Source organism: Bacteroidales bacterium (assembly GCA_031275285.1).
GTDB lineage: Bacteria > Bacteroidota > Bacteroidia > Bacteroidales > UBA4181 > JAIRLS01.
Genome location: JAISOY010000165.1, coordinates 1 through 25,936, shown reverse-complemented (window position 1 = coordinate 25,936; position 25,936 = coordinate 1). Strand labels below are relative to the sequence as shown.

General features: G+C 40.4%; 22 protein-coding genes. 13 read left to right on the top strand and 9 right to left on the bottom strand.

Annotated features, from left to right (window positions below):
* Positions 1-9 precede the first annotated feature (9 nt).
* On the top strand, positions 10-378 hold the full coding sequence (locus LBQ60_16375) for a hypothetical protein (GenBank protein ID MDR2039500.1): 369 nt from the start codon (positions 10-12) through the stop codon (positions 376-378).
* Positions 379-395: 17 nt separating this feature from the next.
* Here the strand turns inward: LBQ60_16375 and LBQ60_16370 are convergent, their stop codons facing one another.
* Positions 396-923 (bottom strand): TlpA family protein disulfide reductase, encoded by a 528-nt coding sequence (locus LBQ60_16370; protein MDR2039499.1) that lies wholly within the window; start codon positions 921-923, stop codon positions 396-398.
* A gap of 140 nt (positions 924-1,063) precedes the next feature.
* Here LBQ60_16370 and LBQ60_16365 point away from each other — a divergent pair, with 140 nt between their 5' ends.
* The 10 genes from LBQ60_16365 (at position 1,064) to LBQ60_16320 (ending at position 13,781) form a co-directional block, all read left to right on the top strand.
* Positions 1,064-1,933 carry an MBL fold metallo-hydrolase gene (locus LBQ60_16365; GenBank protein ID MDR2039498.1) on the top strand — a complete coding sequence of 290 codons (870 nt, stop codon included), beginning with the start codon at positions 1,064-1,066 and terminating at the stop codon, positions 1,931-1,933.
* Positions 1,934-2,602: 669 nt separating this feature from the next.
* A complete protein-coding gene (locus LBQ60_16360) occupies positions 2,603-3,907 on the top strand; it encodes a TolC family protein (protein ID MDR2039497.1) in 1,305 nt (434 codons plus the stop codon).
* 22 nt (positions 3,908-3,929) lie between these two features.
* On the top strand, positions 3,930-5,096 hold the full coding sequence (locus tag LBQ60_16355) for an efflux RND transporter periplasmic adaptor subunit (GenBank protein ID MDR2039496.1): 1,167 nt from the start codon (positions 3,930-3,932) through the stop codon (positions 5,094-5,096).
* An 11-nt stretch (positions 5,097-5,107) separates the two neighbouring features.
* Positions 5,108-5,848 carry an ABC transporter ATP-binding protein gene (locus LBQ60_16350; GenBank protein ID MDR2039495.1) on the top strand — a complete coding sequence of 247 codons (741 nt, stop codon included), beginning with the start codon at positions 5,108-5,110 and terminating at the stop codon, positions 5,846-5,848.
* Between the two features lie 46 nt (positions 5,849-5,894).
* Positions 5,895-7,115, top strand: coding sequence for an ABC transporter permease (locus LBQ60_16345; protein ID MDR2039494.1), 1,221 nt, complete (start codon positions 5,895-5,897; stop codon positions 7,113-7,115).
* 297 nt (positions 7,116-7,412) lie between these two features.
* The gene (locus tag LBQ60_16340) at positions 7,413-8,486 is read left to right on the top strand and encodes a histidine kinase (protein ID MDR2039493.1); all 1,074 of its coding nucleotides are present in this window, start codon (positions 7,413-7,415) and stop codon (positions 8,484-8,486) included.
* Positions 8,483-9,250 carry a LytTR family DNA-binding domain-containing protein gene (locus LBQ60_16335; GenBank protein ID MDR2039492.1) on the top strand — a complete coding sequence of 256 codons (768 nt, stop codon included), beginning with the start codon at positions 8,483-8,485 and terminating at the stop codon, positions 9,248-9,250. The genes LBQ60_16340 and LBQ60_16335 overlap by 4 nt, the downstream gene beginning before the upstream one ends.
* 247 nt (positions 9,251-9,497) lie before the next feature.
* Positions 9,498-11,117 (top strand): ATP-binding cassette domain-containing protein, encoded by a 1,620-nt coding sequence (locus LBQ60_16330; GenBank protein MDR2039491.1) that lies wholly within the window; start codon positions 9,498-9,500, stop codon positions 11,115-11,117.
* Between the two features lie 508 nt (positions 11,118-11,625).
* Complete coding sequence (locus tag LBQ60_16325) at positions 11,626-12,738, top strand: glycosyltransferase (protein MDR2039490.1); 1,113 nt, start codon at positions 11,626-11,628, stop codon at positions 12,736-12,738.
* Positions 12,735-13,781 carry a PCMD domain-containing protein gene (locus LBQ60_16320; GenBank protein MDR2039489.1) on the top strand — a complete coding sequence of 349 codons (1,047 nt, stop codon included), beginning with the start codon at positions 12,735-12,737 and terminating at the stop codon, positions 13,779-13,781. Before LBQ60_16325 ends, LBQ60_16320 begins: the two co-directional genes overlap by 4 nt.
* Before the next feature lie 207 nt (positions 13,782-13,988).
* Here LBQ60_16320 and LBQ60_16315 read toward each other — a convergent pair whose 3' ends face one another.
* The 3 genes from LBQ60_16315 to LBQ60_16305 form a co-directional block, all read right to left on the bottom strand.
* On the bottom strand, positions 13,989-14,750 hold the full coding sequence (locus tag LBQ60_16315) for a lipopolysaccharide kinase InaA family protein (GenBank protein ID MDR2039488.1): 762 nt from the start codon (positions 14,748-14,750) through the stop codon (positions 13,989-13,991).
* A gap of 464 nt (positions 14,751-15,214) precedes the next feature.
* Entirely contained in the window at positions 15,215-16,867 is a 1,653-nt protein-coding gene (locus LBQ60_16310) for an AMP-binding protein (GenBank protein MDR2039487.1), read from the bottom strand.
* A 10-nt stretch (positions 16,868-16,877) separates the two neighbouring features.
* On the bottom strand, positions 16,878-17,459 hold the full coding sequence (locus tag LBQ60_16305) for an XRE family transcriptional regulator (GenBank protein MDR2039486.1): 582 nt from the start codon (positions 17,457-17,459) through the stop codon (positions 16,878-16,880).
* A 217-nt stretch (positions 17,460-17,676) separates the two neighbouring features.
* Between LBQ60_16305 and zupT the strand changes: the two genes are divergently transcribed.
* Positions 17,677-18,486, top strand: coding sequence for a zinc transporter ZupT (zupT, locus tag LBQ60_16300; GenBank protein ID MDR2039485.1), 810 nt, complete (start codon positions 17,677-17,679; stop codon positions 18,484-18,486).
* Positions 18,487-18,570: 84 nt separating this feature from the next.
* Positions 18,571-20,688, top strand: a complete 2,118-nt coding sequence (locus tag LBQ60_16295) for a right-handed parallel beta-helix repeat-containing protein (protein ID MDR2039484.1) — start codon at positions 18,571-18,573, stop codon at positions 20,686-20,688.
* A gap of 185 nt (positions 20,689-20,873) precedes the next feature.
* Here LBQ60_16295 and LBQ60_16290 read toward each other — a convergent pair whose 3' ends face one another.
* The 5 genes from LBQ60_16290 to LBQ60_16270 all read right to left on the bottom strand — a co-directional run.
* Complete coding sequence (locus LBQ60_16290; protein ID MDR2039483.1) at positions 20,874-21,914, bottom strand: hypothetical protein; 1,041 nt, start codon at positions 21,912-21,914, stop codon at positions 20,874-20,876.
* Between the two features lie 499 nt (positions 21,915-22,413).
* The gene (locus LBQ60_16285) at positions 22,414-23,781 is read right to left on the bottom strand and encodes a dipeptidase (GenBank protein ID MDR2039482.1); all 1,368 of its coding nucleotides are present in this window, start codon (positions 23,779-23,781) and stop codon (positions 22,414-22,416) included.
* Between the two features lie 28 nt (positions 23,782-23,809).
* Positions 23,810-25,057: a methionine adenosyltransferase gene (gene metK, locus LBQ60_16280; GenBank protein MDR2039481.1), complete on the bottom strand. Its 1,248-nt coding sequence runs from the start codon at positions 25,055-25,057 to the stop codon at positions 23,810-23,812.
* Between the two features lie 88 nt (positions 25,058-25,145).
* On the bottom strand, positions 25,146-25,490 hold the full coding sequence (locus tag LBQ60_16275) for an MmcQ/YjbR family DNA-binding protein (protein ID MDR2039480.1): 345 nt from the start codon (positions 25,488-25,490) through the stop codon (positions 25,146-25,148).
* Positions 25,491-25,518: 28 nt separating this feature from the next.
* Positions 25,519-25,936: hypothetical protein (locus LBQ60_16270; protein ID MDR2039479.1), on the bottom strand; the 418-nt coding region annotated here is incomplete at its 5' end.

Sequence of the window (25,936 nt, the reverse complement as noted above, 5' to 3'; positions counted from 1 at the left end):
TGAAAACTTATGTGTAAAAAATTAATTCTTTTTGTGTTGCCTTTATTTCTTTTTTCCTGTTCGAAAAAAGAGCCGTTCTGCGTTACTTATAAAGTATCCGTAAATGCTTATAAACCTTATGATGTATCGATCATCTATAAGGATACGAACGGATTGGTTGCCGTATCTATAAAAGATAAGAACTGGAGTAAAGAAGTGTGTCTTTCCCGCGATGACCTTGCATCTATACTGGTAAGACACGGACTTAACCATAATTACAATGATCCGCTCGGTCAAAGCAAAGCCCCAATAGCGGTAGAGATCATACACCGAAAGAAAACAGTCTCCAGTCAGGGCCGGGACAATCAATCTATTTCCTTATTCGGGTTCGATATCTGAGGTTAAAACCAACCTGATCATTTTTTTAGCAACCGTTCGATCAATTCGGTCATTTCTTTGAATTCTTTTTCATCGAATAAACGGGTAAGCATGGCTATCTTCCCATCTTTACCTATGATCACATTCCGGGTAATGCCGGACTTTCGTTCTGCATATAAAGCAAAAATATCTGCTTTGGGATCCAGTCCTAACGGATAGGTAATTTTTGTCGTTTCTGCAAATTTCAATACGGTCTCCAGCGGTTCATCCCTGTCTATTCCCCACAAGACAAAGTCCGGGTTATTCTTATGCTTCTGCCAGATATCCCGTTCAATATAAGGCATTTCTTTACGGCATACACCACACCAGCTTGCCGTAAATTGCAACATGACCACCTTCCCTTTAGTTTCTGACAAACGTACTTTTTTACCGTTGGTTAACACCATGGTGAAATCCGGAGGCGTATCCCCTACTTTTACAATATAACTTCTATCATCGGCTTGTTGGGCTGATACGAATGATACTAAAAATAGAGATACAATAAAAAATGATAGGATCGGCTTCATTTGTTTTTCCCTTTAAAAGATAAATTAAAGCATAAATATAAATATCTTTTTGAAAAACCAAATACTGATTATATGAAATAATTTTTTACGTATCTTTGATACTCACCCGATCCCTGTATTTAAAAAGTAAATAAATCATCATGAGGCATCTCAAACCTTTTCTTTTCACTATCATCGCCATCGTTGGCTTTTCATGTTCTTCAAAAAATGATTTTACACTCTGGCAATTGCCCTCTCAAATCAATACTATTGGAAATTCTTATGTATTCCTTACCGATAATGGAAAAGTAGTAGTAATGGATGGTGGTGTAAAAGAAGAGGCGTTATATCTGCGTGGTTTTTTGGCAGCTCTTGGAAATGAAATAGAAGCATGGTTTGTGAGCCATCCACACTTTGATCATGTAGGAGCGCTCACTGAAATCCTCCGGTCCCCGCAAGGTATTTCCATAAAGAAAATTTACTATTCCGAATTTTCTCCTTCGTATCTGGATACCGAACCCATGTATTCCGAAGCAGCCTATCTTTTTTATGATCATTTGAAATCTTCCGGTATTCCACTCGTCAATATTCAGGATCCCGGACAAGAAATCAATATCGACGGTGTGCTTTTCAAGATACTTACTGTTACCAATGAAACCATTAAAAACAATACCTACAACAATTCCAGCATGGCGATAAAAGTAACAGGCAAAAGCAAAACCATACTTTTCCTTGCTGACCTTGGCATTGAAGCGGGTGATTTGTTACTGAAAAGCCCATACAGGGACGATCTGGACTGCGATTATCTGCAGGTGTCACATCACGGACAAAAGGGTGTTAGCAAGGATTTTTACCGGACCATTAAATTTAACGCCTGCCTTTGGCCCACCCCATCATGGGTATATAACAACGATATTGGAAAAGGATTCAATACCCATGAATTTGAAACGGTAGAGATACGTGAGTTAATGGAAGAACTGGGCATTAAAAAGCATTATGTCAGTTGTGAAGGCTTACATAAGATCAGGTAATCTTTAATACATTCGATTTTCGTAATTCGATGCTCCTGACGAATAGATCATGTCTGGCAAGAAAACTAATATTTATTTTCCTATAACTTCAATCTCTAATCATAGGTAACTTAACCTGAGTTCGACCTAAAGACAAAGGTTAATTAACACAAAATAAGCACAATATCACTATATGTGCACAATATGGTCGGGCAATTTTGCCAGTAAATAATTGCCGCAGGCTCCTTATTGGCGCTAAGCTGTTTGAGCAAAGCCGTCAGGCGGAGCGAGTTCTTAGCGTCAAGCCGTTTTTGATTCTTTTTGCGGCGTCAAAAAGAATCAAAAATCAATCACTTATAGTATTTCGATGAACATTGCTTATGTCGAAACTCACGTTAGCTTATGTTATTTTTTTAACCATATAACCGGAAAAACAACTGATATATACAGAGATTGAATATCATCAGGTAATTTCACAATATTTTACATTACGCACTCAAACATCTTCATGGGATGATAATATTTATGTAATGTACGTGAAGAAATCACACTTACTATAATCGACATTCTACCACTCAACATCTCTTTTTGCATTTCACCTTTGATATTAAACCGGTGAGTTAGTTTTCCGGATATCTCCTTCCAAGTCAGGATAATTTTGTTCCATCAACAAATTTAAAAAATGAAGAAATGAAAAATATTTTGTTATCGTTTATGATCGGGTTGTTACCGGTGTTTTCCATAACAGCCCAACAACCTTTGGGAGAAGCGGTGAAAATGTCATTGGAGGAGTGTATCGAATATGCTTTAGACAACAATTACAACCGTCAATCCATAGAATTGGACGAATCGGTCAGGGAAAATGCCTACCACCAATCCAAAATGGAAAGATTACCGAATTTATCGGCAAATCTGAGTGAAAACTTAAACCATACCCAGAACCGTTCCGCAACATGGGATGGCAGCTATGGTGTATCTGCCAATGTAACGCTTTTTCAAGGCGGTCAGATCAATGCGACGATCGAGAAAAACCGGTTATCGTACGAACAGGCAGGATTGAAAACCACCCAGTATGATAACACGCTTATCATCAATATACTTCAATCCTTTCTTACCACCATTGGCAATGAGGAACTGTTGAACTATCAACGCAGCCTTGTTACAGCCAGTGAAGCACAGGTTGAGCAGGGGGAAGCCCGTTTGGCAGCAGGTGAGATACTGGAAAGTGATTTCCTGCTCCTGAAAGCACAACTGGCATCCGACAGCAACAATGTGCTGGAAACAACCATCAATCGCGACAATAGCCTGATGTCGCTGAAGAATCTGCTCTCGATGGATCTCGACATACCATTGGAATTGATCTATCCTGATACGGAGCGGATCGATCTGCTCAAACATCTACCCGCCGAAGATGCCGTATTGGAACAAGCCATGACGTCAATGCCCGATATCGAAATCAGCAATTACAATGTAGAAATCGCACAGGCAGGTTTACGAATATCCAGGTCGGCATACTATCCGACATTATCGCTGAACGGAAGCATTGGCTCAGGGCACCAGCAGAATTTCAATCAATACGGCACTCAGCTTTCAGATCGCTTTAACCAACAGGCTGGTCTGACACTCAGCATCCCGATATTCAATAAAGGAAAGACAAAAGCAAATGTTACCCAAAGTCGTATCGCACTTGAACAGGCCGAATTAGCGCAGAAACAAACCACCCTTGACCTTCAGCAAACCATTATCGGAGAATACCGTAATGTTATGGCATCAATCAGTAAATATGAAAGTTCTGAAATCCGGGAAGAAGCTTATCTGAGATCATTTGAAACCTATACGCAGAAATATAACGCGGGATCTATCACCACCGTTGAGCTGTTACAGCAACAAAATAACTACATCAGCGCCATGAACGATTATATCCAAAGCAAATACGGCTTTTTGCTGAAACGAAAAATGCTGGATGTCTATCTTGGAGAACCTGTCAACATGTAAAATTTAAATAATCATAAAAATCATGAAAACTAAATTCAATTTCAAAATTACCAATATGGTAAAACGGGTGAGCACATCTGCCCTGGTAGTTGTCTTATCCTTAGCTTCCTGCAGCAACAAGCAGGTATATTTCAACACCATAACAGTCAATGACCAAACGACTGTTGAAGTCAAAGTGATGGCCACAGGAACCATACAGCCTGTTGAAGTGGTTGATGTAGGAACCCAGGTATCAGGAGTGATCGAGAAAATTTATGCCGATTACAATTCACATGTCGAAAAAGGACAGTTGCTGGCCGAACTGGATAAGCTCACCTTGCAGGAAAAACTGAACCAGGCCAATGCATCGCAGACCAGGGCTGAAAGCGAACTGAATTATGCACGTCAGAATCATGACCGTATCAAACAGTTATACGAAACAAAGGCCGCCACACAGGTTTCCTATGAAGAAGCGGTCAATCGTCTGGTTCAGGCAGAAACATCACTGGACGATGCTAAAGCAAATGTCCACCAGGCAAAAGTCAACCTTTCCTATGCATACGTATATTCACCCATCGATGGTGTAGTCCTCGACAGGTCAGTGAATGTGGGACAGACAGTAGCAGCAGCATTCAGTACACCCACCCTGTTCAAAATAGCCGAAGACCTGACAAAGATGCAGGTAGAAGCAGATGTTGACGAAGCAGATATAGGTATGGTCAAAGTTGGACAACCAGTGTCTTTTACAGTGGATGCCTATAACAACGATTTATTTAAAGGCACCGTAAGTCAGATACGCCTGCAGCCCAAAACCACCAACAATGTGGTTACCTATACCGTGATTGTGGAAGCGCCTAACCCCGGTGAAAAACTGTTTCCGGGAATGACAGCCAATATTTATGTGGAAGTAGATAAAGAACAGGGTATTTCCGTTCCGGTTGAAGCATTACGGTTTGCGTCGGATCCGGAAACCACACAGAAATATGGAATTACACCCGCACAGAACAAGTCAGGTTCACAGGTCATCGTACAAAAAGACGGTATAACATCCTTTCGTAATATTGAATTAGGAATTGATGACGGAATACATGCCATTGTTCGTTCAGGACTCGCAACAGGTGAAGAAGTCGCACTTTCAGCCAGCACGGAAAAGAAAAAAGATGCTGTACAAAGTAACGGCAATTCTGTCTTAGCACGTAACAATAAATAATGATAGCCATGATGAACGAAATAATCAGAGTGGATCATCTTCGTCGCGTATTTGAAGTTGGGAATGAAAAGGTGCATGCCGTCAAAGGTATCAGTTTCGGTATACAACAAGGCGAATTTGTCAGCATTATGGGTACAAGCGGCAGCGGTAAATCAACACTGTTGAATATTCTCGGATGCCTTGACAAGCCGACTTCAGGTGAATATTATATTGACGGTACCACTGTCGGAAAACTCACCAAAGACGAATTATCTACCATAAGGAACAGAAAAATAGGATTTGTTTTCCAGTCCTATAATTTACTGGCACGTACCAGTGCGCTGGAGAACGTTGAACTTCCCTTGTTATATAATAATGACATCACAGCGAGCGAACGCCGTAACCGCGCTGTATATGCCCTTGAGCAGGTAGGGCTTCAGGACAGGATGGATCATATGCCCAATCAGTTGTCCGGAGGACAGCAGCAACGTGTGGCGATTGCCCGGGCACTGGTAAATGATCCGGTAATTATTCTCGCAGATGAAGCCACTGGAAATCTCGATACACGTACTTCGTACGAGATCATGAATCTCTTCCAGAAGCTCAATGCCGACGGAAAAACCATTGCTTTCGTTACCCATGAATCGGATATTGCCGCCTTTACGGGACGTACCATTATGCTACGCGACGGACATATCCAGAAAGACGAAGCGGTAGATACCCATTCCGCACAGGACGCAATCGATTCCTTACCACCCAACGAAGATTATTAATATTCTGTGATAACCTCACTTTATCCATCAAATAAAACAAAAAGACATGAATTTCAAAAAATTATCCGGTGTAGCCTGGAAAGCACTATTAAGAAACAAAACCCGCTCATTGCTTACAATGCTCGGCATCATCATTGGGATCGGCTCGGTTATTGCAATGGTCGGAATCGGACAGAGCTCATCGGAAGGCATCGGCGGCGAAATATCCGAAATGGGCACCAACACGATTTTTGTTACCCGTGCAAGCCAGACGCAGGGAGGAGTTAATATTGGCTCGGCCAATGTACAAACACTGAAAGAATCGGATGTGGATGCCATACTCAAAGGTTCACGGAATATTTCCATGGCATCTCCATCGGTCAGTGCAGCAGGACAGCTTGTCTATGGTGCAAACAACTGGCCGGGAACCATACAAGGCGCCAATTCCAACTTTCTGGAAATCAGAAAATATACAATGGCATCGGGTTCGAATATTACCGAACGGGATGTGGAAACGGCTGCAAAAGTGTGTATCATTGGAAAAACAGTGGCCAATGAACTGTTCCCTGACGAAGAGGATCCGCTTGGAAAGGTGATCCGTTTTAAGAAAATTCCTTTGAAAGTGATCGGTGTACTCGAGAGCAAAGGACAAAATATGATGGGCCAGGATCAGGATGATATTGTCATAGCCCCCTACACCACTGTCCAGAAACGTATCCTTGCCATTAATTACCTGCACATGATACTTGCTTCGTCAAAATCGGAAGCAGTGGCCCATCAGGCAGCAGAAGATGTACAAGGTATCCTTCGTGAACAACACAAGATACAGGCGGGCGCAGATGACGATTTCGAAGTTTTCACCCAGCAACAGATGCTCGATACGATGAATAATGTAACAGGTATGCTGACTATCCTGTTGACCGCTATCGCTGCTATATCGCTTCTGGTAGGTGGCATAGGGATCATGAATATCATGTATGTCACCGTAACGGAACGTACCCGTGAAATAGGATTACGCATGGCTATCGGCGCGAAAAACCGTAACATTCTGATGCAGTTTCTGGCAGAAAGCACCATACTAAGCCTGATCGGAGGTGTAATAGGGCTCTTACTGGGTCTCGGACTTTCATTCGCGGCAGCGTCACTGCTCAATTGGCCATTCATATTCAGTACGGCGGCAGCAGCAGTATCCTTTGTGGTCTGCGCGGCTATCGGTATCTTCTTCGGCTGGTATCCTGCACGTAAGGCAGCCAATCTTGATCCGATCAATGCCCTGAGATTCGAATAAACGGATCAACTGTTGTCAAAGCTGCATGTTTCAATTACTTTTGTGGAAGTTCAAAATATGTAAAATGTAATATCCGTGATCAAAAGCGACATTCCCGTCATGAAGAATTTGGTTTATAAGTCCGGTATAGTCTTTAAAATAGGATTCTGATCTTTAAAATCAATTTAATGCAGCGTTCCCGTGAGCCTGCCGAATAAATTTCGTACAAATGAATTATCCATGAACATCACTGTTCACCTAACGTGATGAATAAAATATGGATATTCCATGTGACCATTGAAAATCAAATTTATCCACATGAAAAATAAAAAATTATCATACAAAGCGGCAGCAACATATGCAGGCGGTATTTACCTGATGTTATTTGTGATGATCTGGGTGTTCATATTTTTCGGAAGATCGGCTTTCATCCCGACCGAAGAAATACCCCATCATCGTCCGGATATGGAACTCGGACCCTGGATGCCTGTTTTGGGCTTTATCACCACCTATCTGTATCTTTTTATGCTTTTCGCGCTCAATTTTAAGATCATGGAAAGCCGGATAAAAGAAAGTAAAAAGGTATTTGTAGCCATCGCAGCAACATTGGCAGTAGCGCTGATCTTTAATCTTGTCTTTTTCCAGATTCAGCTTTCCATGATAGAGATCGATATTGATGAATGGAAAGCACAAGCACAGTTTGGCACGCTGGTGAAAGATGTGATATTGGCGGTAATTGTCATTTTTTCTGCACAAATTGTATACCTTTCGAAGAAGAAACAGCAAATGGCACTTGAATATGAAACCATGAAGGCGGAAAATGCCCGTTCGCGGTTCGAAGCGCTCAAAAATCAACTTGACCCGCATTTTCTGTTCAATACGTTCAATACGCTTGATTCGCTGATCCAGGAAAATCCTGAAAGGGCAAGGGATTACCTGCATCAACTCTCTTCCGTCTTCAGGTATGTTATACCTAATAAAGAGCTGACAACGCTGGAAGATGAACTGAATTTTACACGCAGCTATAATACGCTTATGCAACTGCGTTATGAAGACAGCCTTATCTTCGATTTCGATATCGATGAGCATTATCTCAGCTACGAAATTGTTCCGCTTAGCATACAGACGCTTGTTGAAAATGCAATCAAACATAATGTAATCACTGCCAATAAACCGTTAACCATTCGTATTGCTACCGCCCCTAACGATACCATCACCATTTCTAATTGCATACAACACAAAAAAGTACCTGAATTTAGTGGTGGTATCGGACTTTCAAACCTTGCAGAACGTTTCAGGCTGAAAACCAGGAAAGAGATAACAATAACCAATGCAAATGATACTTTTACGGTAATACTACCTTTAAAACAAGCCGAAAATAAAAAACCATGAACGCAATTATCATTGAAGACGAAAAAAGAGCGGCTGACAACCTCAGAAGACTGATCAGTACCACTGACCCGAATATAGAAGTCATTGCAGAACTGCAGACTATCGACGGAAGCGTGGAATGGTTCAGGGCGCACCCGATGCCCGACATTGTTTTCCTTGATATCCACCTGGCAGATGGTTCTTCATTCGAAATATTTAAAGAAATAAACATCAATTGTCCCATTATTTTCACTACTGCCTATGACGAATATGCCTTGAAAGCTTTCGGTGTGAACAGTGTGGATTACCTGCTTAAGCCCATCAGGGAAGATGATCTCAGGAGAGCGCTTAATAAAGTAAAGACGCTATCTCGTGAAAGCGATATGTCTGCGGAGAATTCCGAGCTGATTAAATCGTTGATTGAAACGTTGCGTAAAGGTTCCGTTTATAAATCATCCCTCCTGGTAGCTCATAAAGATAAGCTAATACCTGTGTCGGTAGAAGAGATAGCTTATATCTATACGGAAAATAAGATTGTCAAAACCGTTACATTCGGCGGTTCCAGCCATGTGCTTGACCAGACGCTGGAAGATACCTTACGTCATTTAGATCCCCGGATCTTTTTCCGCATCAACAGGCAGTATATTGTTTCACGCAGGTCTATAAAAGATGCATCGGTCTGGTTTGCCGGACGTCTGGCATTGAATCTGATAATATCCACTCCTGAACGCCTCTTCGTCAGCCGTTCGAATATGAAAGAGTTCAAACAGTGGATCACGGGATGAAATTTACTTTAGTGAAACATTCTTCCGTGTTAATTGCCCGATGATTTTTCAGGTATATTTCCGGAAATAAAATCTGCATATAAGAATAACTTAAGCTTGACCTGAGACATTGGAATCCGATATATTCCTTTGAAAAACACTTATATGAACAGACCGGATTGAGCCAAAAATCAGTTTCCTACATATATTACTTTTGCTTTTTCCATAAATGGCAGTACTTTTGCCGCCTTATTTTTAGATTCAGTAAATGATTACAGTAAGCAATTTAAGTATTCAGTTTGGTAAAAGGATCCTGTTTCAGGATGTCAACATGAAGTTCACTCCAGGCAATTGTTATGGCATCATAGGTGCCAACGGTGCCGGAAAATCGACCTTTCTAAAGGTATTAAGCAATGACCTGGACCCCGCGACAGGTTCCGTTACGTTCGGTCCGGGGGAGAGATTGTCCGTTTTGAGGCAGGACCATTTCGCCTTTGACGACTTTTCAGTGATGGATACTGTATTGCAGGGACATAGTGTTCTGTGGAGCATCATGAAAGAAAAGGATGCCCTGTATGCCAAGCCGGATTTCAACGATGCTGATGGTATAAGGGTATCAGAACTGGAAGAGGAATTTGCCGAACTGGACGGATGGAATGCAGAAGCGGATGCAGCAACTCTCTTGAGTGGTCTGGGTATAAAAGAGGAATTCCATTATACACAAATGAAAGATCTCAGCGGGAAGGAAAAAGTACGTATCCTGCTGGCACAAGCCCTATTTGGCAAGCCCGATAACCTTTTGCTGGACGAGCCAACCAACGACCTGGATATAGAAACGGTGATGTGGCTGGAACATTATCTTTCCGAATTTGAGAATACCGTACTGGTCGTTTCCCACGACAGGCATTTCCTGGATGCCGTATCTACCAATACGGTGGATATTGATTTTGGTAAGATCAAACAGTTTGCCGGCAATTATAGCTTCTGGTACGAATCCAGTCAGTTAGCCCTGCGTCAACAACAACAGCAGAACAAGAAAGCCGAGGAAAAAAAGAAAGAACTGGAGGAATTTATACGACGTTTTAGCGCAAATGTCGCCAAATCAAAGCAAACAACCAGTCGTAAGAAAATGATTGAAAAGCTCAATATAGAAGATATTGAACCATCATCACGACGTTATCCGGGCATTATCTTTACCCCTGAAAGGGAAACCGGGAATAAAATACTTGAAATCCGTGACCTGAGCGCTATAGTTGACGGTACTGTCCTTTTTAAAGATGTGACATTCAATGTGGAAAAAGATGACAAGATCGTTTTCCTCTCCCGTGACGCGCGTGCTATGACGGCCTTTTTTGAGATCATCAACAGGGAACAGGAGCCGCAAAGCGGTTCATTCGACTGGGGTCAGACCATTACTGAAGCTTATCTGCCTTTGAACAACGCTGATTTTTTCAATACCAATATTACCCTGGTAGACTGGATTGCACAGTTTTCGGACGACACCCATGAAGCATTCCTAAAAGGATACCTGGGTAAGATGCTGTTTTCCGGAGAAGAAGTGTTAAAAAAAGCCAATGTACTTTCGGGAGGAGAAAAACAACGTTGTATGATTGCCCGTATGATGTTACGTAATCCTAATTGCCTGGTACTTGATTCACCGGCCAATCATCTGGATCTTGAGTCGATCCAGGCATTCAACAATACACTGAAAACCTTTAAAGGCATTGTGTTGATGGCCAGTCATGACCATGAATTTATTCAGACAGTAAGCAACCGGATCATCGAACTTACCCCCAAAGGGATCATTGATAAGATGATGGATTATGATGACTACATTACATCAGATGACATCAAATCATTACGTGATAAAATGTATCATACCAAGTAAAGAATCTATCAAAATATAGATTTATTATTCCAGAAGATATGTATGGCATTATTATATATTTGCCGCATCCCACAATTTGACATTGGAGATCATCCGATCATTTTATTATATAGATAGCTGGTTGTCGGGTAATATGTTTTCAGAGCAGAACAGATAAATAACTACCATATTAATGGTAAAAGTGCGTTGAATCTAATCCTGCGTACTTTGTGGTTACAAGTAAATATCCGGTAACAATATAATTTTCCGGTTACCTGGTTGCCATGTGAACATTCTTTTGTCTGATTTATTATCAGCAAATTACATCAACAGGATATAGATATCATCAAATTCACAGACTAAAAATATCAATCAACATTTATTTATACCTATGAATGATTAGAAAATTCTAATTATTTATATTAACTTTCGGCGTAGTAAGTAACCTACATCGAAACAGAAATTTTCATAATAGAAACAGGTACTTAAGTTAACATAGGAAATAATAATATCTTAAATTATCGATAGTATGGTGATAGCCTTTGTCGTCGATCAGTTTGACGACCTCACAAATGGAACAACTGCTTCGGCACGTCGTTTCGTAGAAAATTTGCGGAAATTAGGACACACTGTCAGGATTTTGACAAGTGGTGAACCCGGTCAGGACAAATATATCCTGCCATTGACGTATATCCCCGTAGCCACGGAATTAGCCCGGAAACAAGGAATTATTTTTTCGAAAGCAGATAAGAAAATCATCAGGGAATGTTTGACGGGAGTGGATGTGGTCCACTTTTATTTACCCTTTCCTCTCGCCCGGGCAACAGAAAAAATAGCACGAAAAATGGGCATTCCTTGCCTGGCAGCTTTTCATATTCAGGCCGAAAATATTACTTATAATATAGGTTTGGGAAAAAGCGCTTTTGCCGCTAAATTTTTCTATAAATTCTTATATCATTATTTCTACAAACGGTTTGCAGACATTCATTGTCCAACACAATTTATTGCTGATGAATTAAAAACAAACAAATACAAAGCCCGTTTACATGTGATCAGTAATGGTGTGGATGAAATTTTTTTCCCCCGCGAACCTATTGCACATGATCATATCCGCATACTGATGATTGGAAGACTTTCGCCGGAAAAACGGCAGGATTTGATCATTGAAGCAGCCAAAAGATCGAAGTATGCCGATAAAATAGAATTATACTTTGCCGGACAAGGCCCTTTATTGAAAGAGTATGAAAAAATGGGCAAAGATTTACCTCATAAACCCTCATTCAAATTTTATACAACCGAACAATTAATAGAACTGATCCGTACCATCGACCTTTATGTACATGCTTCGGATGCCGAGATAGAAGCGATTGCCTGTATGGAAGCTTTCAGCTGTGGCTTGGTACCGATCATTGCGAATTCAAAGAAAAGTGCAACGGTTTACTTTGCCCTGGATAACCGTTCATTGTTCAAACAGGGCGATGCTGATGATCTGGCGAAAAAAATTGATTATTGGATTGAAAATCCGGAAGAAAAAGTGACTTTCGGAAAAAAATATGCACAGTTGGGGAATGAATACAGGGTAGAGAAATCTGTGCGGAAGATGGAAAATGTGTATAAAAGTTTAAAACCCGGACGTATATGAAACAGAAAAGTTTATTTTTCATATTGGGTGTTCTTTCCTCCTTTCCGGCTTTTGCAGAAGAAGTTCATAGTATAGAATTTCAGGGACAGGAAGGACAGACAGCTATCGACATTATAACAAAGAAAATATTTGTTTCTTTCCCTTACGAATATTTGCAGGATAGATATCCACTGAAAGAAGCGAAATTAGTCCGGATTGAAACCGAAAACAACGTACCATCGACCTTACCTGAAACAGTAGATCTGAGAACATGGGTGAAATTCAATGTCGGAGCGGACGAATGGCTGGTGAAAGGCGGTTACCAGCTACCTGGAAGTGATTTCGGCACTTGGCACCAGGAAACGATTTCAGGTTTCATTACTTTGGGGAAAGTAGAATGCGAAGAAATGGTCGGTCATGAAGACCAAACTATCTGGGATAACGGAAATCCAGCTTTTTCGGCTTCAGGAAGCAAGAACTGGCCTACAAAAAAATTGAAACTGAATGACGATTCCTATGCTGCGGAACTTACCACCCGCAGGGTAATGGGGATTATTGCCAGTGGAAATCTTTTTACCGGACGAATTGTACGTAATATGAGCCTGGGGCAGTTAATGGGGTTTACGAGCAAAGACGGTAAGGCGCTTATCGACTGGGGTGTTCCGTTCGAAGCCCGCCCTACTGCTTTCCGGATCAAATTTAAATACGAGGGGTTAGGCGATTCATGCACCATCATGTCCACACTCGAAAACAGGATCGATGGCGAACGTCGCTTTGTAGGGGTAGCATGGTACAGCGCAATAACAGACAACGATGAAACAAAAGAAGGAGTGATAAGAATCTCCGAACCTGATGCCAACGGACTGCGCACACTCGAAACAGAATTCATTTACGGAAGGCAGCATTCCAATTCGGATCCGTTTCCTCCGGGCGCAACACAGGGGGAAGCAACCGAACAGATAACACATGTGAACGTAGTGTTTGCATCAAGCCGGAGAGGTGATCATTTCAAAGGAAAGAAAAACGCAAAACTTATAGTGAAAGATTTTGAATTTATTTATTGAAAAAGCACCAATCAGACCAGATCATATTTAATACCGCACGGTAAAATGAATAGTGATATGACTCATACTTAAGTCATACCAGGTTTATAGATAGTTTCATTCAATTAAATCTTAATGAATCTTTTCTTTCATAAATTCCCGGGACAAAGATGAACCCATCATGGAAAATAGGGACTTCGGTTATTATTTTTGTTACGTTTATTTTCTTCAACGAGTTTGCGGACGGACAAAAGGACGGATCACGAAGTGAAGTATTTTCTTGAAGCGGCGGGTAAGATTAATTGCCCGATCCATAAAGATCGTGCCGCAGAAGAGATCAACATTCCAGTTACGGATTAGTGCATACCGTTCGGCTACCGTAACAATATCCCGGCGGGTAGACAGGGATTTGATCTCTTTACCACAAGTTCTTCTCGATAACCGGCGACGGAATTGCATCCGGTTAATATCAATCAGGGAGAAATGGTAGTGGTCACCTTCCCGCCGAAAGAAGACATTACCCATATTATAATCACCGTGTTTAATACCCTTACTGTGTATATATGCAGTATATTGCGCAAATTCATGTAATATGACTTCGCGCTCACTTAGACTAAAATTATCTATATCGGACATTAATTGGTCTGTTACAAAACGAGTGATATAGTAACCTGTATGGAATATTCCGTATTTAAATATCTCGATATAGGCTATAGGTTCGGCTGTTTCAATCCCTTGTTCTGCCAAACGGCAAGCAAACTTGTATGAACGTTTGGGTTTACTCCACCTCAGGAATGTGTATACGAACTGATTAGCAATAGTCGGCCTCTTATAACGTTTGACAACCAACTGGGTTCCGTCCGGAGCAGTTACCTTTTCTACAGTATTGCGTGTTTTACAGATTACTTTATCGCGATGATAGTCGGATAAAGGAATTTTATTGATAAATTCCTCCAAATGCGCATATCCTGAACTTACAAATAACTTCATGGTTGTCAAGTGTTTGTATACCTATTTTTGATGGAAAAACTTAGATCAATAATCTCTCCAGGTTAAAATCGCAACGCTCTGATCTATCAAGCTACAACGAAGTTTATTTATCGGCTACATATTCTGCATTTCTTCAATTCATAGAATTGATGGACACAAATATATTCAAAATTTCTTTTTCTTATAACGCAGTAATCAATTATTTGTTCATATCAAATGACATCTACATTTTACAAAACAGATTTTTATCCAAATGGAAGTATTGGTAAGTAATTTATATTGAAGAAGATGTCCTATAATAACATCAACACATTTCTTCTGGATTTTCCGGAAAAATAGTCATGGATAAAACTTATATATCCGGCATAATGGGTTTCATCAAATCCGAATTTACTTGTACACTTCTAAAGCAAAAAGCCGCATACGTTTTTTTTGTACACGGCTTTTATATATCAAAAAGAATACTATACGATTTCTACGCCTTGTTCTTTTAACAGATCAAGGGCCATTTCCCGCAACTTGTATTTTTGTATCTTTCCGCTACCGGTCAATGGAAAACCGTTGATAAAAAAGATGTATTTAGGTATCTTGTGACGGGCTATTTGCCCCCGGCAATAATCCTTCACTTCTTCTTCGGTCAACATTACCCCATCCTGGTTAATAATAAAAGCACCGACTTCTTCACCATATTTCGGAGAGGCAACTCCTACTACCTGTACATCCTTAACACCCGGCATTTTATAAAGAAAATCCTCTATCTCACGGGGATAGATATTTTCACCACCCCGGATAATCATATCCTTAATACGTCCGGTAATCTGGTAATTACCATTGTTATCTTTTATCCCCAGGTCGCCACTATGCAACCATCCGTCTTTATCAATGGCTTCAGCGGTAGCTTCAGGGTTTTTATAATAGCCTTCCATCAACAGGTAACCACGACAGCAGATCTCACCCGGTTCACCCATCGCACATTCTTCGCCGGTATCAGGATTCAGTACTTTAACTTCAGTAAAAGGATATTCTTTTCCCACTGTCGTACAGCGTTCTTCAAAACTTTCTGCCAGTGTGGTATGGGTCATACCCGGAGAACTTTCCGTCAGGCCGTATACACTCGTGATATATGTTATATGCATTTTCTCAACCACCGCACGCATGACTTCTTCAGGACACAAGGATCCTGCCATAATACCCGTACGGAGCGAGGTCAGGTCGAACATATCGAACATCGGGTGATTCAATTCGGCAATAAACATGGTTGGAACCCCGTACAATGCAGTACATCTTTCCTTATGAACAGAAGCCAGTACCACCAGCGGATCGAATTTTTCCACCATCACTTGTGTACCTCCGTGAGTCAGTATGGCCATAGTGGCTAAAGTTATACCGAAACAATGAAACAATGGGACACAACAACAAAGCTTATCATCGGAAGTATAACCCATTCCTTCTCCGGTAAAAAATCCGTTGTTGGTAATATTATAATGGGTAAGCATTACTCCCTTCGGAAATCCGGTGGTTCCCGAGGTATACTGCATATTCACGACATCCGTGTACTTCACTTTATCCTTCGCTTCCTGTAACTCACGATCGTCCACATTTTTTCCAAGAAGCAACAATTCCGGAGTATTATACATTCCCCTGAATTTTTCCTGACCAATATATACCACATTTTTCAGGTAAGGAAACTGTTCACTCTTTGCATACCCTCGCTGAGATTCTTTTAATTCCGGCATCATGGTATATACCATATCGATATAATTACCGTCAAACACCCCTTCAGTAATACAAAGTGTATGAATATCCGAATCCTTCATTAAGTATTCCAATTCACTCTGCTTATAATTGGTATTGACTGTAACCAGAACCGCGCCGATTTTAGCTCCGGCATATAAAAAAGTCAGCCAATCGGGAACATTGGTCGCCCAAATACCGACATGGGTTCCATGTTTTACACCGATAGACATCAGCCCTTTGGCCATATTATCCACCCGTTCGTTGAATTCTTTCCATGTAAACCGTAAATCCCGGTCGGAATAGACGAGGTATTCTTTATCTGGTTTTTTTTCTGCCCAGTACTCCAGCCACTGTCCTACCGTCTTGTCTTGTAATTCCATATCTCACAATTTAAAATGGAGTATATACAACACCCAGTATCTTTGCCGACTCTTCATTCCCGGCATGTACGTGATGGGCAACAATTGAATCGTAATAGATGCTGTCTCCTTCTTCCAGAATGAAAACATCTTTTCCGTAATTGATTTCAATCACTCCTTCCAGTACATAGATAAATTCTTCCCCTTCATGGGTGGAAAGTGTAAAATCCACTCCTTTGGCAGGTTCAATATCTATCAGGAAAGGTTCCATATGACGGCCTGCCTTATCCTGTGATAATGAGTGATATTCCATATGTTTACGGACAACGGATACATTATCTGTAAACCGTATGGTATTATTGTCCTTATTATTTTTTTTACGACTGATCACCGGACCGAGTTCTGTCTGATCGTCAAGAAATGTTCCCAGACGAACCCCCAGAACACGGGCTATTTTGATAAGTGGCGCCAGAGAGGGAATCTCAACATTGTTCTCGATTCGTTCAATCTGTTCCTTTCTCACCCCTGAACGTTCCGCTACCTCATCCAATGAAAGGTTTCTGGACTCCCGGATACTCTTTATTTTTCCTCCAATGATCTTATTACTTTCCATAATATTTAAAATACGTTATTTCTTCTTGATTACATTGTTCTATATTCGAAACGATACAAAAATAAAGGAAAGTTTATTTATCACAAAAACATAAGTGGATTTTAATTTGATAAGTACAGGTTTACTAAACAGACCCTGCATTACTGAAAAATACTTTCTTTTTAAGTTTGATTAATCGGAATAACTTACGAACTTTGTAAAACCAATACAGAATAATATGGACCAGCAAGCCGTCATCATAGCGTTCGCACTGACTTTAATCGCAGGACTTTCAACGGGCATCGGCAGTTTAATTGCCTTACTGGCCAAACGCACAAATACCCGTTTTCTATGTGCCTCATTGGGATTTTCTGCAGGTGTCATGCTCTACGTCTCATTTATGGAAATGATGCCTACAGCAAAAGAAGAACTGATCTTACATGTGGGTGAAAAAATGGGTACCCTATATCTGATACTTTCTTTTTTTGCAGGAATCGGATTGATCGCCCTGATCGATTTCCTGATCCCTGTAGATGAAAATCCACATGAATTGCAGAGCATCGAAGACATGCGAAATAAAGGAAAAATAAAAAATAAATCCCTGCATAGGACTGGAATTGTTGTCGCGTTTTCTATTGCTATTCATAATTTCCCGGAAGGGATTGCTACCTTCACTTCTGCATTGGGAAGCCTGGAAATTGCTATCCCTATTACGATTGCCATAGCCATCCATAATATTCCGGAAGGAATTGCCGTATCTGTACCCATATATCATGCTACCGGAAGCAAAAAAAGGGCTTTCTGGCTTTCTTTCATGTCAGGATTAGCTGAACCGGTGGGTGCTTTAATTGCTTTCTTTTTCCTTATGCCGTTCTGGTCTCCTGTAATCAATGGGCTAGTACTTTCTGCAGTATCAGGAATTATGGTATATATTTCATTGGATGAACTTTTGCCAACTGCTGAAAAATACGGAGAACACCATATCTCCATTTTAGGGTTGGTTTCCGGAATGGTGATCATGGCTTTCAGCTTATTTCTTTTCCTGTAATAAAATTCAAGATTCATCATTTATACTTCCTGCTATAGCAACCTTGAATCCGGAACTTTAAACTTCAAAAATAACTTTATTCACATGAACAAAAAATTGTACTGCATTCTATTAACCGTATTGATGTGGCAAAACATTTCTGCCAGGGGTATCAGATTATTCGTATCTCCTGATGGAGATGATAACCAATCAGGAAGCAAAGGACAGCCACTGGCTTCTTTAGATGGAGCAAAAAATAAAATCAGGGATTTACGGCTAAAGGACACTTTTACGGACACTATTTTTATAGAATTCTTAGAGGGTACCTATTATTTGAATCAACCTTTTGTTCTCTCCGGTCAGGATGGAGGAACAGCTAAGGCTCCGGTAGTCTTTACCTCACGGGCCAATCCTCGTCCTGTTATTTGTGGGGGAAGAGAAACCGGAAAGTTTGAAGTGGTACATCCTGATCTATGGCGTGTTTTTATACCGGAAACTGCTATGTATGGATTTTATTTTGAACAATTATACATAAACGGCCAACGCCGGTTTCGTGCGCAAACTCCTAATCGTGGAGAATTCTACAAGGTTAAAAGAGTAGATGAGACAGTTCTGGATACTTCGGGACAACGTGCGCCTGTTTATGCTTCACAAAAAGTAATACTTCACGACGACAATTTAAATATCCTGAATGATCTTTCAGAAAAAGATCTGGATGATGCCCTAATAGTTTTCTATCATAATTGGGATAATTCGAGGAAGCGCATTGAACATTTCAATATAAAAGATTCTTCATTGTTTATGGTCGGACAAGGGATGAAACCCTGGAATAAGATCAACCATCTTAGCCGGTTTATAGTTGAAAACTATGAAAAAGCACTGGATGCTCCGGGAGAATGGTTTTTACAGCATGATGGATATTTATACTATATTCCTATGCCCGGGGAGACACCTGAAAACATAAAATGTATTTATCCGGTCACGGAACATTTTCTCAAAATACAGGGTAACAAAGAACATCCGGTGGAACATATCCGTTTTGAAAATCTTTGTTTTGAAAACTCCGGATACCATACACCCGTCAATGGTAACGAACCTGCACAGGCTGCTGCTCCCATTGAGGCAACAGTAATGATCGACCATGCATCAGATATTGAATTCCTGAATTGTGATATAGCTCAGACCGGCCTGCATGCCATATGGTTTCGTAATAATTGTTCAAATTCAAGTGTGGAACATTGCCATTTATATGATCTTGGCGGAGGAGGTGTAAAAATAGGTACCACGCATATCCCGGACACATCTATCTTAACCCGGCATATTACCGTAAACAATAGCATCATCCATCATGGCGGTTATGTTTTTCCCTGTGCAGTAGGTGTTATCATCTTTCACGGAAGCGACAATAACATTACTCATAATGAGATTGCCGATTTCCGTTATACCGGTATTTCCGTAGGATGGGTATGGGGTTATGCTCCAAGCCCTTCAAAACGAAATAAAATTGAATACAACCATATCCATCATCTCGGGTGGGGAGAGCTTAGCGATATGGGCGGCGTATATACATTAGGAGCATCTGAAGGCACTACTGTCAGTCATAACGTAATTCACCACATCTATTCTTATAATTATGGCGGGTGGGGACTGTATACCGATGAAGGCTCATATCAGGTCACCATGGAAAACAACCTGGTATATGCCTGTAAAAATGCCGGTTTTCATCAACATTACGGCAAAGAAAATGTAATCAGGAACAATATTTTCGCATTCAATTACCGTTCCCAAATGCAACTGACCAGAGTGGAAGAACATCTGTCCCTTTCATTTACCAACAATATCGTTTATTACGATCAGGGGTTATTGTATATGAGCATGGGAAATGACCGATGGCCTAAAGCAAATGTCAACATTGATCATAACTGCTACTGGGATACCCGGACAACCACCCCTGAATTTCATGGAATGTCCTTCTCCCAGTGGAAAAATTTAGGCAGGGACAAACATTCTGTGATCGCTGATCCGTTATTTATGGATCCTGATAATTTTGACTTTCGTTTTCGAAAGCAAACTATTGCACGGAAAATAAAGTTCAAACCTTTTGATGCCACAAAGGCGGGTGTATATGGCAATGAAAACTGGAAATCCAAAGCCCGAATATCTCCGGAACAATCACAGCAATTTGATGAAATTGTAAGACAACTGGAAAATAATACAAAATAAAAGCGACAAAGGGCCTGTCCAAAAAGTCACAAATCACGGATGAATTACAGATTCATCCGAACGTTATGACTTGTGTTACAGCCTGGTAGTGTTAAGCGGAATTTGCAATTCCGCTTGAATATGAACTTTTTGGACAAATCCTTTATTCCTTAATTCCTTTAGAAGGATGTATTTATATAAAAATATTATTTTGGCAGGCTGACCAAAGGAATCTCCAAAGCGTTTTTAAACCCGGGGGCTGCCGCGACGATTTGAGGTATAAGGTTTACGCTTGGTGCTGCACTTGTGGAGAAAGGCTCTACCTTGTATAACATACCCTCGATGGTAACCCTTAGATTAGGTTCACCATTTATTTCTATAAAGGTATCACGGGGTGGATAGGGCTGGATATCATGGCAAACTTTGTGTACAAAATGGAACGCGCTAACTGCTTTACCATCTTTCAAACAGCTCATTTTAAAAAGATGAGCTGAAATGGTGCCGGGCAAAACCTTATTGCAAGGCGGGTTCATCTCAACCTCAGCAGTAATAATTTCGTGTTCTACAACATAATCATCCCATTCAAGGCCACAGCGATCTGCAACCTCAATGACAGTAGATCCGTAGTAAGTTGCAACATTTGCTTTAAGCGCATCTGTATTAAACGTTTTGGGATCTTTGCCATAACCGAAAACCTGTACCCAGGGTGCTGTATTATTTGAATCATCCTGTCCGCTATTTACAAGGATGGAGTCTATCCTGCCCGACATCGCTCCAAATACTACGGTTAAATACGGCGTAAACAGTCCGGGGAAAATACCTTGTTGTACATAAGTAACATTATTCTCCAGGGCACATTGATTGATCATCTCATAAAAATCCGGTGCTGTTTTTTCTGAATAATATATGGGCAAAGTGGTAGATACATTTTTTCCTGAAGATAAAGCTTTGCATATATCTTTAGCATTTGCAGTAACGCCTGTTGGAGAGATATTACCTACATCATAGATTTGCGGTGTATAGTAAAGTACCATATCGGCATCGGTCTTAAGGACTTCATCTGAGTTATTGCTGACAATAACATCGTTCTTTGGAAAACCGAATATTTCACCTGCATCCTTTCCCACCTTATTAGGATCTGAATCTATTGCACCAACGAGTTCTAGGCTTTTCCGGGAATTTATCATTTTTAACGCATATCGCCCTACGCTACCTAACCCCCAAATAATTACTTTGTATTTTTTCATATATTTCTCTTTACATTTGTTTATTAACCTGTTGTATACTATAAATATTCATAAAAAAAGATGGTCCATTTGATATTTGAGTCGTAATTTAAGTACTCAGTGCTATTTATTGTCTCCTTAAATCGCATTGATCGAGTAGATTACGTTCAGAAAGTATAACATTAATTATTTTATATTACTTAATTGATAAACCATCCATTAAATGGACAAACAATCACACTCAAAAATATGAAATTACTTTGAAACAACTGTACGAATATCTAATTAAAGAGCATTTTCACGGGTATAGAGGAAAACCTTGATTTCCATTTCTTAAATGAAAATCAGGATGATAAGTATTAAAACCCCTAAGCAATGTTCTGTTATTCCATACCCTGTATATAATATATATCTTCTTTTTTCTGTTTGATTTGAAGAATATGCTTCAAAACGTAGAGAATAAAAAAAAGTGATCGGAATTCCTTCCGACCACTTATGACAAAACTGCCTTTATTTTATACTATTTTTTCATTTCCGAAAAATACTTAAAAAAATGGGTAATGCTTTCTATTCCCCTGAAAAATTGAGTAAGCGGATAATTCTCGTTGGGTGAATGGATGGCATCTGTTTCAAGACCAAATCCCATCAATATAGATTTTACGCCCAAAGTTTCCTCAAAATCAGAAACAATAGGTATACTGCCACCACTACGGTAAGGAACCGGTTCAATGCCATATACATCTATCATTGCTTTGGATGCAGCCTGGTAGGCATCGCTCGTTACAGGAGAGACATACGCCTCACCACCATGCAAAGGAGTTACCTTTACTGTAACACCTTCCGGAACAATAGACATAAAATATTTTTCAAATAACTGATTGATCTCTTTAGACCGCTGATGAGGAACCAAACGCATGGATATTTTGGCATAAGCTTTTGAAGGCAATACGGTTTTACTTCCTTCCCCTGTGTATCCACCCCAAATACCACATACATCAAGGCTTGGACGAATTCCGGTACGCTCGAGCGTGGTATATCCGTCTTCTCCGACAAGTTCCTGGACACCTATGCTTTTCTTGTATTGTTCGATGTCGAAAGGTGCTTTTGCCATAGCAGCCCTCTCTTCCGGAGAGATCACATCTACAGCATCATAGAATCCCGGAATGGTTATATGACCTTTTTCATCAATCAACCGGGCAATCATTTTTGATAACGTAATGATCGGATTGGCTACGGCCCCACCGTAAAGTCCTGAATGTAAATCACGATTGGCACCTGTCACTTCTACTTCAAAATAACATAATCCCCTCAATCCTGCAGTAATAGAAGGCATTTCTTCATTAATCATACTGGTGTCGGAAATCAGGATTACATCACTTTTCAGTAATTCCTTATGCTGGGAACAAAATTCCTTTAACCCCGGAGAGCCGATCTCTTCTCCTCCTTCTATAAGGAACTTCACATTACAAGCTAATGACTGGCTATTCACTAGGTATTCAAATGCATTTACATGCATCATGAACTGCCCTTTATCGTCATCTGCCCCACGGGCATATATTTTTCCATCGCGAATTTCCGGTTCAAAGGGAGGTGATTTCCATAGATCCAAAGGTTCAACGGGTTGAACATCATAATGACCATACACCAAAACAGTAGGCTTATTCTTATCAATTATTTTTTCAGCTACCACCACAGGATTTGAGCTGGTAGACATTACTTCTGCTTTATCACAACCTACTTTCAGAAGCACTTTTCTAATGTGCTCCGCCATCTTTTGCATATCCGGAGCATGCTCGGGTTGTGCGCTAACAGAAGGAATACGTAATACATCAAACAACTCATCGATCATTCGTTGCTTGTTTTCTTCTATATAAGATTTTATGGTCATGATATATTTTATTATTGATTCTACCTTCTTATAATTTAAACTCTTTCTTGATAGTATCTACATAATCCAACTTTTCCCATGCAAAAAATTCCACCTCTTTCGATTTCAACCCATCATAATCCACCATTACAGTCTTTTTATATGGTTCGTTCCCAAAATGTCCATATTTTACTGTATCACGGAATATCGGATTTTTCAGCCCGAAGCGTTTCACAATAGAATAGGGTCTCATATCAAATATTTTCTCTATTTTTTTTGCAATTTCCCCGTCAGAAAGATGAACATGTGAAGTTCCATAAGTATTGATATATAATCCGACCGGCTGAGCGACCCCAATAGCATAAGCTACCTGTACCAAAACCTCATCGGCGATACCTGCAGCGACAATATTTTTTGCAATATGACGGGTTGCATATGCAGCCGAACGGTCTACTTTTGAGGAATCCTTCCCGGAAAAAGCACCGCCTCCATGTGCTCCTTTTCCGCCATAGGTATCAACAATAATTTTACGGCCGGTAAGACCTGTATCACCATGTGGCCCCCCTATCACAAATTTTCCTGTAGGATTAACATGCAATATATAATGATCATCAAACAATGGCCGTATCCTTTCGGGTAACTCAGAAATAACCCGGGGAATCAAAATCGTTTGTACATCATTCCGGATAGCAGCCAACATTCTCTGCTCTTCATCAAAATCATCATGTTGTGTGGAAACTACAATTGTATGAATACGCAATGGTTTACCGTTATCATCATACTCTACCGTTACCTGTGATTTTGAATCAGGACGCAAATAATTCATCTGCTTACCCTCTCTTCTGATCTCTGTCAGGGCTGTTAACAAACGACGAGCAACCACCAATGCCAATGGCATATATTCGTCTGTCTCACGACAGGCATAACCAAACATCATCCCCTGGTCACCGGCACCTTGATCCTCTTCCTTGGAGCGTTCCACTCCCTGGTTAATATCCGGAGATTGTTCATGTATAGCTGAAAGTACACCACAGGACGTGCTCTCGAACATATATTCCCCTTTGGTATAGCCAATATCACCAATAACACCGCGTGCTACTTGCTGTACATCTATATATCCGACTGTTTTCACTTCGCCGCTTAGTACAGCTAGTCCAGTAGTAACCAATGTTTCGCAGGCTACCTTGGATTCAGGATCTTTTCGTAAAAACTCGTCCAACAATGCATCTGATATCTGATCGGCTACTTTATCCGGATGCCCTTCGGAAACAAACTCTGAGGTAAATAAATATGACATTTTTAGTTTTAGAATTATTAAGTGTTATGTTGTTATGATTCGGACAAAAATAATACAATATATCAAAAAACACGATGATATAAAGAACTTATTTCGATAATTCCATCTTTATCGTTTGCGGCAGTTTTTCAAACACCAGATCATAAGAATGATCTGTCCATTCTTTCAAAAGGTCCTCGGAAATCAGATTTAAAGGTACTGTATTCCAGTGTTTTTTATTCATGTGGTATCCTGTTTGCACTACCGGATATTCTTCCCGTATACGAATGGCTTTTTCAGGATCACATTTGAGGTTGATCCTCATTTCCTCAAGATCCAGCAGAACAAAAATTTTTCCTCCTATCCTGAAAACCAAAGAAGTATCATCAAAGGGAGCATCTTCGGTAACCCCTTTTTTTGAAATACAGTATTCCCGATATTGTTCGATATTCATATTCCGTACTTTTCCAAAATTTATCTAATCAATCGCCTGCCTTAGGCTTTTTCTTTTTCGAAAATGGATTTTTTCGTGGGGAAGTTCCTTTGGTGGGTCCTACATCAGAAGATGCTTTTACTTTTTTTGAACTTCCGCCGGATAAATTTCCACCGCCACCCTGTTGAATACTCGATGACTTAACCCTGCTGTTCGATTTGCCGGTTTGATAAGAACCACCACCGCCATGTTGGGTATCAGACGCACTTACCCTGCTTTTTGATTTTCCTTCTTTATACGTTCCACCACCGCCATGTTGATAGTCTGAAGGCTTGGGTTTTGCCACTTTACGTTCTTTACCTTTAAAATAGGTAGCCCCCCGTTCTTCGTTATTTTTATCCGCCTGTTTTCGGGTAGCAGCCATACGCTTCTGTTCTTCCTTGGCCCTCCTTTTTTCTATTTTTTCT